This window comes from Neoroseomonas oryzicola (assembly GCF_012163135.1).
GTDB lineage: Bacteria > Pseudomonadota > Alphaproteobacteria > Acetobacterales > Acetobacteraceae > Neoroseomonas > Neoroseomonas oryzicola.
Genome location: NZ_JAAVUP010000009.1, coordinates 83,248 through 89,977 on the forward strand (window position 1 = coordinate 83,248; position 6,730 = coordinate 89,977).

General features: G+C 72.7%; 9 protein-coding genes. 5 read left to right on the top strand and 4 right to left on the bottom strand.

The features are described from left to right. Nucleotides 1–29 precede the first annotated feature (29 nt). Together GWK15_RS20580 and GWK15_RS20585 are read left to right on the top strand one after the other, a co-directional pair. Nucleotides 30–956 carry a S1C family serine protease gene (locus GWK15_RS20580; protein ID WP_168043264.1) on the top strand — a complete coding sequence of 309 codons (927 nt, stop codon included), beginning with the start codon at nt 30–32 and terminating at the stop codon, nt 954–956. A gap of 91 nt (nt 957–1,047) precedes the next feature. After that, nucleotides 1,048–1,197, top strand: a complete 150-nt coding sequence (locus GWK15_RS20585; RefSeq protein WP_168043265.1) for a peptide chain release factor 1 — start codon at nt 1,048–1,050, stop codon at nt 1,195–1,197. Here the strand turns inward: GWK15_RS20585 and GWK15_RS20590 are convergent. Beyond that, entirely contained in the window at nt 1,185–1,910 is a 726-nt protein-coding gene (locus tag GWK15_RS20590) for an aspartate/glutamate racemase family protein (protein WP_168043266.1), read from the bottom strand. The genes GWK15_RS20585 and GWK15_RS20590 overlap by 13 nt on opposite strands. 249 nt (nt 1,911–2,159) lie before the next feature. Between GWK15_RS20590 and GWK15_RS20595 the strand changes: the two genes are divergently transcribed. Beyond that, the gene (locus tag GWK15_RS20595) at nt 2,160–2,924 is read left to right on the top strand and encodes a 3-ketoacyl-ACP reductase (protein WP_168043267.1); all 765 of its coding nucleotides are present in this window, start codon (nt 2,160–2,162) and stop codon (nt 2,922–2,924) included. Here the strand turns inward: GWK15_RS20595 and GWK15_RS20600 are convergent. Then, on the bottom strand, nt 2,908–3,312 hold the full coding sequence (locus GWK15_RS20600) for a hypothetical protein (protein ID WP_209442323.1): 405 nt from the start codon (nt 3,310–3,312) through the stop codon (nt 2,908–2,910). The genes GWK15_RS20595 and GWK15_RS20600 overlap by 17 nt on opposite strands. A gap of 119 nt (nt 3,313–3,431) precedes the next feature. On the opposite strand from GWK15_RS20600, the gene GWK15_RS20605 reads away from it, so the two are divergent. Further along, complete coding sequence (locus tag GWK15_RS20605) at nt 3,432–4,217, top strand: helix-turn-helix domain-containing protein (RefSeq protein WP_209442324.1); 786 nt, start codon at nt 3,432–3,434, stop codon at nt 4,215–4,217. Here GWK15_RS20605 and GWK15_RS20610 read toward each other — a convergent pair whose 3' ends face one another. Further along, nucleotides 4,218–5,000: a potassium channel family protein gene (locus GWK15_RS20610; protein WP_168043269.1), complete on the bottom strand. Its 783-nt coding sequence runs from the start codon at nt 4,998–5,000 to the stop codon at nt 4,218–4,220. It abuts the gene before it with no gap. Next, the gene (locus tag GWK15_RS20615) at nt 5,001–5,900 is read right to left on the bottom strand and encodes an NAD(P)-dependent oxidoreductase (protein ID WP_168043270.1); all 900 of its coding nucleotides are present in this window, start codon (nt 5,898–5,900) and stop codon (nt 5,001–5,003) included. Between the two features lie 207 nt (nt 5,901–6,107). Between GWK15_RS20615 and GWK15_RS20620 the strand changes: the two genes are divergently transcribed. Next, entirely contained in the window at nt 6,108–6,605 is a 498-nt protein-coding gene (locus GWK15_RS20620; protein WP_168043271.1) for a DUF992 domain-containing protein, read from the top strand. Nucleotides 6,606–6,730: the final 125 nt, after the last annotated feature.

A 6,730-nucleotide genomic window follows, 5' to 3' on the forward strand; every position in this document is an offset into this window, starting at 1 on the left:
CGGGTCCGGGACCCAAGGTGAAGGGGACGATGCGTCGCGCCACTCCGCTGCTCCTCCTCCTGCTCGCCGCCGCCTGCGCCGAGGCCCTTCCGCCCCCCGCCGCCCAGGCCCCCGACCAGGGGCCTGACGGGACCATCGTGACCGATTACGGCGGCGGGCAGGCGCCGGTGGCGCGCTACATCCGCCTGCCGGACGGCCGCGCGATGCGCGTCGGCGAGGAAGGCACGCCCGCCGCCCCGCCACCCGTCGCGGCCGCGCCGGGCGCGGCCGGCAAGCCCGGCCAGACCGGGCCCGCGCAGGCCGAGGACACCACGCCGCCGCCCCAGGGCCGGCGCGGGCGGGCCATCGGCACCGGATCGGCCTTCGCCGTGACGGCGAACGGGCTCGCCATCACCAATGCCCATGTCGTCGGCGGCTGCCGCCAGGTGGTGGACGATCAGGGCCGCGCCGTGCGCGTGGTCGCGTCCGACGAACGGCGCGACCTCGCTCTGATCGACACCGGCCGGGCCTTCGGCTCGGTGGTGCATTTCCGCCAGCAGGCGGCGGTCGACCTCGGCGAGACGGTGCTGGTCTTCGGCTTTCCCTATGGCCAGGCGCTCGGCACCGGGCTCAACGTGACCAACGGCATCGTGACCGGTCTCGCGGGGCCGGGGGGCGATGCCTCGCGCTTCCAGATGAACGCCGCGGTGCAGCCGGGCAATTCCGGCGGGCCGGCGGTCGACGATGCGGGGCTGCTGCTCGGCGTCGCGGTCGGGCGGCTGAACGACATCGCGGTGCTGCGCGCCACCGGCAGCCTGCCGCAGGGCGTGAACTTCGCCATCCGCGCGGCCGAGGTGGAACGCTTCCTCGCCGAGCGGGGCGTGAACCCGTCGCGCGGCGCGGCGGGCGGGACCGGTGCGCGGGCCGTATCCGCGACGGTCGCCCCGGCGGTCTTCCAGGTGCTCTGCCGCGGCTGAGGCCGCGCCCGGGGAATGCCCCGGCGCGTCCACCTTTCGGTCGCTTTTGACGCCGAGAGTCCGTCCTGTCGCAGACCATGATGGTGCGGACATGTCGGACCTCGAGACCGATCGCCGGATGGCGGAACTGGAGCGGCTGCTGAACGACCCGGAGGTGCGACTCGATCCGCACCGGGTCTGGGCGCTGCTCGCGGAAATCAGGCTGCGGCTGACGGTGCCGCGGGGCGTTCAGCCCGCATAGGCCGACGCGACCTCCGGCGGGAAGCCGGTCAGCGTCCGCGGCCGCCGCGGGCGAGGGCTGCGCGGCACGAGGCCGGCCATCGCCTCGGCGAGGCGCACCGCCGCCTGGGTGCCGTCGACCAGCGGCACCGCCACGCGGGGCTGCAGCAACGGCGCGATGCCGGCGAGCGGCCCGCCGGCGAGAATGACCGCCTCGGCCCCGTCCTGCTCCACGCTCTCGGCGCAGAGCCCGGCGAGGAGCTCGAGTCGCTCCTCCGCCACCTTGCCCGGATCGCCCGCGAAGGCCGGGCCCATGCGGAACCCGGCGCAGCGCGCCGTCAGGCCGTGATGCGCGAGGCATTCCTCGAACATCGGGCGCAGCGCGGCGGTGAAGGAGACGACGCCGAAGCGCCGTCCGAGCATCGCGGCCGCATGGAAGGCGGCCTCGCTGATGCCGAGGACCGGCACCTCGATCAGTTCCTTCGCCGCGTCGAGTCCCGGATCCCCGAAGCAGGCGATCACCGCCGCATCATAGGTGCCGCGCCGGGCCTGGAGCGCCGCGAGGGTTGCGGGCCCGGCGACGAGCCAATCCGCGCGCGTGACGATCAGCGGCAGGCCGAAGGGCGCGGTCACCGCCTCGATCTCCGTGCCGGGACTCGCCACCGCCCGTGCGGCGGCGCCGATGCGGTCGGTGACCGAAGGCGTGGTGTTGGAGTTCACGACGAGGATCTTCATTCCGCCAATGTGCCCCATGTTGCAGCGCACACCAACGGGGTTGACCTGCCATGTCCATGCATTGTCAGATTGCACCGTCCAGTTCGGGGCAACGTCCAGGAAAACGGCGCCGATCAACGGCGACAGGCCCGCTCAGCCGCAAGGCGAGCGGGCCTTTCATTGAGGGGTCAGGAAACTGCATCAGCGTGTTGCCACGCTGCGCCCCCGGCGCCGTTATCGCCCCGGCCCCACAGCACCGGAGTCGCATCGATGAAGCCAGCCGCCCTCGTCACCGGCGCGCGGCGCGGGATCGGCCGCGCCACTTGCGTCGCCCTCGCGGAGAAGGGCTTCGACATCGTCGGCGCCGACATCGTCGAGGAAGGCGTGCCCGAGACACGCGCGGCGGTCGAAGCCGCGGGCGGCCGCTTCGTCTTCGTGCCGGCCGACGTGTCGGACGTCGCGGCGCATGGCGCGCTGATCGATGCGGCCTGGGCGGCCTTCGGCGGGCTCGAATGCCTGGCCAACATCGCCGGCGTGCAGGTCGCCAAGCGTCAGGACATGCTGGAGACGACGCCGGACTCCTGGGACCGGCTGCTCGACGTCAACACGCGCGGCACCTTCTTCCTCAGCCAGGGCGTGGCGAAGCGCATGATCGCCGACGGCGCGCCGAAGCGCGGGCACCGGTCGATGTGCTACGTCTCCTCGGTGAACAGCGTCATGGCCTCGGTAAACCGGGCCGAGTACTGCGTCTCCAAGGCCGGCGTGACGATGGTCGCGAAGCTGTTCGCGCTGCGCCTCGCCGACCACGGCATCAACACCTACGACATCCAGCCCGGCGTCATCCGCACCGATATGACGCGGGGCGTGTGGGACAGCTACGGCGCGCTGCTCGAAGGCGGCCTCGCGCCGATCCGCCGATGGGGGGAGGCCGAGGATATCGGCCGCGCCATCGCGACGCTCGCCGCCGGCGCCATGCCGTATTCCACCGGCCATTCCTTCCCCATCGACGGCGGCATGCTCATGCCGCGCTTCTGAGCGCGGCGCGACGGAGCGCGATCAGGTAGAGCTCGGCGAAGACCGCCACGGCGACCGCCTGGACCGCGAGGAAGGCGATACCCCAGCCGTTCGGCGCCACCCAGCCGAGCAGCGGCAGGGCCGCGCATTCCACCGCCCAGGCCAGGTTGCCCGCGACGAGCAGCCAGAGCATCGGCCGCGGCAGCGCCGCCCGCGCACCGAGCCAGGCGAGCAGCCCGCCATAGGCCAGCAGGAACAGCCCGGCGCCGAGCAGCAGCGGCGCCGGCAGCCCGGTCAGCGCCGCGACCGGCCCGGGCAGGCCGGCCATCAGCACCCCGCAGGCGCCGCTCACCGCCGCGTCGAGCCGCAGCGCCAGCCGCAGGAAGGGGGTCATCGGAACAATCGTCATCGCATGTCTCCTCTGCGCCGCGGGATCGCGGCCGAGGGGAGGGATCGCCGATGGCGCGGGGCGAAGCGATTACCTCGGAGGTCGTCGCCGCGACGCGCCGCCCGGGTAGGATCGGCGCCATGACGGATTTCGGACCCCTGCTGAAGGAATGGCGCCAGCGCCGGCGCATCAGCCAATTGGACCTCGCGCTCGAGGCCGAGGTCTCGCAACGCCATCTCTCCTTCGTGGAGTCAGGCCGTTCGCGGCCGAGCCGGGAGATGGTGCTGCGACTGGCCGAACGCCTCGCCGTGCCGCTGCGCGCGCGCAACGCGCTGCTGGTCGCCGCGGGCCATGCGCCGGAATTCGGCGAGCGCGGCCTCGAGGACCCGGCCCTGGCGCCGGCGATGGAGGCGGTGCGCCTCATCCTCGATGGCCATGCGCCGTGGCCGGCGCTGGCGGTGGACCGTCACTGGAACCTGGTGGCGGCAAATGCGACGGCGGGGCGGCTGATGGCAGGCGTCGCGCCTGCGCTGGTCGCGCCGCCGGTAAACGTGCTGCGCCTCAGCCTGCACCCCCAGGGGCTGGCGCCGCGCATCGCCAATCTGCGCGCCTGGAAGACGCATGTGCTGGACCGGCTGCGGCGGGATGCGGAGGCCTCGGGCGATGCGGGGCTGGAGGCGCTGATTGCCGAGATCGCGCGCTATCCCGCCGGGACCGACGCGCCGCCGGGGCGGGAGGATCGCGCCCGCGCGCTGATCGCGACGCCGCTGCGCCTGCGCGTGCCGGGCGACGAACTCTCCCTGATCAGCACCACCACCGTCTTCGGCACGGCGACCGAGGTGATGCTCGCCGAGCTGACATTGGAAACCTTCTTCCCCGCGGACGCGGAGAGTGCGGCGATGCTGCGCGCCATGGCCGCGGCCTGATCAGTCGCGGCCCTCGTCGGGGATGTTCAGCAGCGTGCCGCAGGCCTTGCAGTGCACCGCGTCGGGTTCGTGCCGCTGCAGCCCGCAATTGGGGCAGGGGAAGCGCACCTTGGCCGGGCGGAACATCGCCTGCGCCAGGCGCAGGAACAGCGTCACGCCGGCGATCATGATGACGACCGACAGAAGCCGCCCTGTCGTTCCCGACAGGGTGATGTCCCCGAATCCCGTCGTGGTCAGCGCGGTGACGGTGAAATAGAGCGCATCGGCATAATGCTGGATGTGCGGGTTGCCGTCGTGCTGGGTCTCGTAGACCACCGCCGTCATGATGAAGACGAAGACGCAGAGATGCGTCGCCGCCAGCACCGCTTCCTCGTTGCGGCGGAAGAAGGCGAAGTCCTCCCGCAGCATGCCGAGCATCCGGTAGGAATGCAGCAGCCGCAGCGTGCGGACGATGCGCAGGAAGCCGAAGCCTTCACCGGCGAGCGGGGCGAGGAAGGAGGCGATGGCGAGCAGGTCCGCCGCCGTCGCGACCGTGAAGGCCTCCCGCAGCGGTCGTCGGCTGCCCGCCAGCCGCGCGACGAATTCGCCCGCCAGCACGATCCCGATCATCACGTCCACCACGCCGATCCAGGTCGCGCGATCGACGAAGGAGGTGCAGATGACGAACAGCATCGTCGACAGGTCGAAGGCGAGCACCGCATAGCGGAACCGCCGGCAGTCCGACGTCGTGCCGTAGTAGAGCTGGTGCAGCCGGGCCCGGAGGCGGGAGGGCGGCTGCGACATTCAGTCCTTCAGCCCCGAGAGCTCGGCCACCAGCGCGCCGAGGCTCGCGCAATCGTCGCCGCCGCGACCCGAGTTCACCACCGCTTCCATCATCTGCGCCGCGAGCGCGGTGGACGGCGCGAAGACCCCGTTGTCCCGCACCGCGCCGAGGGCGAGGCGGATGTCCTTGCGCATCAGCTCGGCGCGGAAGCCCGGCTTGAAGTTGCGGTCGAGCATCCGTTTCGCATGGTTCTCCAGCACGAAGGACCTGGCCGAGCCGCCGAGCAGCGCCTGGCGCATCAGCATCGGATCCAGGCCCGCCTTGCGGCCCATGGTCAGCGCCTCGGCCACCGCCTGCATCGCCGCGACGATCATCAGCTGGTTGGCGGATTTGCAGATCTGCCCCGATCCGGCGGGCCCCAGCAGCGTGACGGTCTTGCCCACCGCGTCGAACACCGCGCGCGCGGCCGAGAAGCCGGCATCCGCGCCGCCCACCATGCAGGTCAGCGTGCCGTCGATCGCCCCCTGCGGCCCGCCCGAGACCGGGCTGTCGAGCAGGATCACGCCGCGTTCGGCCATCCGCCTGGCGAAATCCGCCGAAGCCGCGGCGGCGATGGTCGAGAAGTCGATCACCACCGTGCCCGGCGCCGCGCCATGGATCACGCCTTCGTCGCCGAACAGCACGGCCTCGACATCCCGGGTGTCGGGCACGCAAAGGCAGACGCAGGCCGCGCCGTCGGCCGCGTCCTGCGCGGTCGGCGCCCATTCGGCGCCGGCGGCGATCAGCGATTCCGCCTTCGCGCGGCTGCGCGTGCTGACCGTCAGCGCGAAGCCCGCCTTCATGATGTTGGCCGCCATGGCGGCGCCCATGACGCCCATGCCGATGAAGGCGATGCGGGCGGGGGGCAGGATCGGGGTCATGGTGGGTCAGCCTCGGTGTCGGGGGGCGGCGCGAAGCGGGGGGTGGCGCATCGCGGGCCGCGGTCGCCAGAGACTGCCCGAGCCCCGTCCAAAGGCAAGGCCGCGCGCACGCAGGCGTGAGGAAACCGCCGGACGCCGCGCCCGTTGATGGTCCGACGGGACGCCGGCCTGGCCGCGCGGTCCCGCCCATCGCGGAAGGAGTTTCCCATGCGTCAGTCCCGCATCGCCATCGCCGCCCTGCTCGGCCTCGCCGCCGCCGTCCCGGCCATGGCGCAGACCCAGCAGCCCCAGCCGCAGCAGACGGGCCATGTCCGCGCCGGCACGCTGCGCTGCGACGTCGCGGCCGGCACCAGCTTCGTCTTCGGTTCGACGCGCGAGGTGACCTGCGTCTACACGCCGACGCGCGGCGCGGCCGAGCGCTACACCGGCGAGATCAAGCGCTACGGCGTCGATGTCGGCTACACCAGCTCGGCGGTGATGCTGTGGGGCGTGCTGGCCTCGACCGGCGACCTGGGGCGCGGCGCGCTGGCGGGCGGCTATGCCGGCGTCTCCGCGGGTGCCACGGCGGGCGTCGGGGCCGGGGCGAACCTGCTGGTCGGCGGCAGCAACCGCGGCGTGTCGCTGCAGCCGCTCAGCGTCGAGGGCAATACCGGCCTGAACATCGCGCTCGGCGTGGCGGAACTGACGCTCACCGCGGCGCGGTAAACGCGTGGAGGGGCCTTCGGGCCCCTCCATGCGACGAGTTTGCGTGAGCCCGGCACCGGCCCGCACCCCCACCCGGCCACCCACGTCAGTATCCTGGAATGGGTGGCCGGGTGGGGGTGCGGGCC

Bases quoted from the DNA above. Each gene is read 5' to 3' on its own strand.
- GWK15_RS20585 (WP_168043265.1), top strand. From the start codon at position 1,048: ATGTCGGACCTCGAGACCGATCGCCGGATGGCGGAACTGGAGCGGCTG.
- GWK15_RS20595 (WP_168043267.1), top strand. From the start codon at position 2,160: ATGAAGCCAGCCGCCCTCGTCACCGGCGCGCGGCGCGGGATCGGCCGC.
- GWK15_RS20590 (WP_168043266.1), bottom strand. From the start codon at position 1,910: ATGAAGATCCTCGTCGTGAACTCCAACACCACGCCTTCGGTCACCGAC.
- GWK15_RS20610 (WP_168043269.1), bottom strand. From the start codon at position 5,000: ATGTCGCAGCCGCCCTCCCGCCTCCGGGCCCGGCTGCACCAGCTCTAC.
- GWK15_RS20580 (WP_168043264.1), top strand. From the start codon at position 30: ATGCGTCGCGCCACTCCGCTGCTCCTCCTCCTGCTCGCCGCCGCCTGC.
- GWK15_RS20605 (WP_209442324.1), top strand. From the start codon at position 3,432: ATGACGGATTTCGGACCCCTGCTGAAGGAATGGCGCCAGCGCCGGCGC.
- GWK15_RS20615 (WP_168043270.1), bottom strand. From the start codon at position 5,900: ATGACCCCGATCCTGCCCCCCGCCCGCATCGCCTTCATCGGCATGGGC.
- GWK15_RS20600 (WP_209442323.1), bottom strand. From the start codon at position 3,312: ATGACGATTGTTCCGATGACCCCCTTCCTGCGGCTGGCGCTGCGGCTC.
- GWK15_RS20620 (WP_168043271.1), top strand. From the start codon at position 6,108: ATGCGTCAGTCCCGCATCGCCATCGCCGCCCTGCTCGGCCTCGCCGCC.